The organism is Candidatus Sordicultor fermentans (assembly GCF_012728195.1).
Taxonomy (GTDB): domain Bacteria; phylum Atribacterota; class Atribacteria; order Atribacterales; family Caldatribacteriaceae; genus Sordicultor; species Sordicultor fermentans.
Genome location: NZ_JAAYFP010000213.1, coordinates 1 through 1,660, shown reverse-complemented (window position 1 = coordinate 1,660; position 1,660 = coordinate 1). Strand labels below are relative to the sequence as shown.

Annotated in this window: 1 protein-coding gene; it reads left to right on the top strand. The window is 41.1% G+C overall.

Features of this window, described 5'->3' with window-relative positions; all coding sequences use genetic code 11:
• Positions 1 to 273: 273 nt before the first annotated feature.
• Entirely contained in the window at positions 274 to 1,659 is a 1,386-nt protein-coding gene (gene aglA / locus GXZ17_RS10550; RefSeq protein ID WP_409377243.1) for an alpha-glucosidase AglA, read from the top strand.
• Position 1,660 lies beyond the last annotated feature (1 nt).

Sequence of the window (1,660 nt, the reverse complement as noted above, 5' to 3'; positions counted from 1 at the left end):
TCCAGGCCAGCTTTGACTACTCTGGGAATTTTTACTCAATGTATGGAATAACTATCGTTATCCTCTGGTGTTCATTAATAGCCCGGGCAAGAGAACACTTACTCTGGGAATAACTTTGTTCAGGGGAGATATGGATGCTCAGTGGAATCTGCTTATGGCATATAATATCTGTATTGCCCATGCTGGGAGCGTTTCTTATAGCTCAGCAATACTTTGTTGAGGGAATTACCCTTACTGACATTAAGGGATAAGTTTATACAGGAGGAATAAATTATGAAAATAACCATCATAGGCGCAGGAAGTGTTCGTTTTTCTCTTCAACTTATTGGTGATATAGCCAAGACTGAAAATCTTGCTGGTTCTCTGGTTTCCTTGATGGATATTAATGAGGAAAAGCTCGAAGCTATATATGTCCTGGCTCAAAAATATGTGGAAGATCTTGGTGCAAGTCTTAAACTGGAAAAAACCATGGATATGTCTCAAGCATTAGAAGGAACTGACTTTGTGATCCATAGCGCTGCTCCTTCTTATCCCGACCGATATGATTTAATAACTCAAATCGGAGAAAAGCATGGCTACTATAGAGGTATTGATAGCCAGGAGTTTAATATGGTTTCCACTTACTCCTATATTCTATGCTCCTATCCTGACCTTAAGTTATCTTCAGAGATTGCTGAGCTTATGGAGAAGCTTTCCCCTCAGGCTTACCTCTTGCAAACTGCTAATCCTGTTTTTGAGGCTACTCAATTTGTTTCTCAATCTACCGGAGTAAAGGTGATTGGTTTTTGTCACGGGTTCTCAGGAGTGTTTGGAGCTTTTCATACTCTGGGGCTGAACCCAGAAGAAGTGGACTGGCAAGTCGCTGGGGTGAACCATGGAATATGGTTAAACCGCTTTCTTTACCGGGGAGAAAATGCTTATCCTTTGCTTGATAAATGGATAGAGGAAGAATCTCAGCACTGGCAGCCAGAAAACCCCTGGGACGTTCAGCTTAGCCCTGCAGTTATAGATATGTATAAGTTCTATGGTATGTTGCCCATAGGAGATACCTGTCGCAATGGGAGCTGGAAATACAACTATAACCTGGAAACTAAAAAGAAGTGGTATGGGAAGTTTGGAGGTATAGATAATGAGGTAGAAAGGCCTCGTTTTCATGAATCACTCAGAAAAGAAAAACAGAAGCTGCTCGATCTGGCTGAAGAAGTGAGGAGAAATCCTGAAGTAGACCTGTTTCAGGCCTATCCTGAAATTTTCACCCGGGATAAAATGAGTGGAGAACAGCACATTCCCTTTATAAATGGAATTTCTGGAGGACCGGAAGCCAGACTTATTCTCAATCTTCAGAATCGGGGAGTGATTTCTGGTATCCCTGATGATGTGGTGGTAGAAATACCGGTGATAGTGAGTAAAGATAATATCCAGCCTGAAAAATTAGATCCGGATGTTACGGAGAGAACTAAAAATATGTATCTCATGCCCAGAATTCTACGCATGAGGTGGGCACTGGAAGCTTACACCACTGGAGATAAACGAGTTCTTGAAGAAATACTGGTAAGAGATCCCCGGACAAAATCTTTTGAACAGGTAAAAGCAGTTCTTGAGGAAATTATGTCTTTGCCTATAAATGAGGAAATAGCCAGATATTTTGGATATAAATAAG

Bases quoted from the DNA above. Each gene is read 5' to 3' on its own strand.
- aglA (WP_409377243.1), top strand. From the start codon at position 274: ATGAAAATAACCATCATAGGCGCAGGAAGTGTTCGTTTTTCTCTTCAA.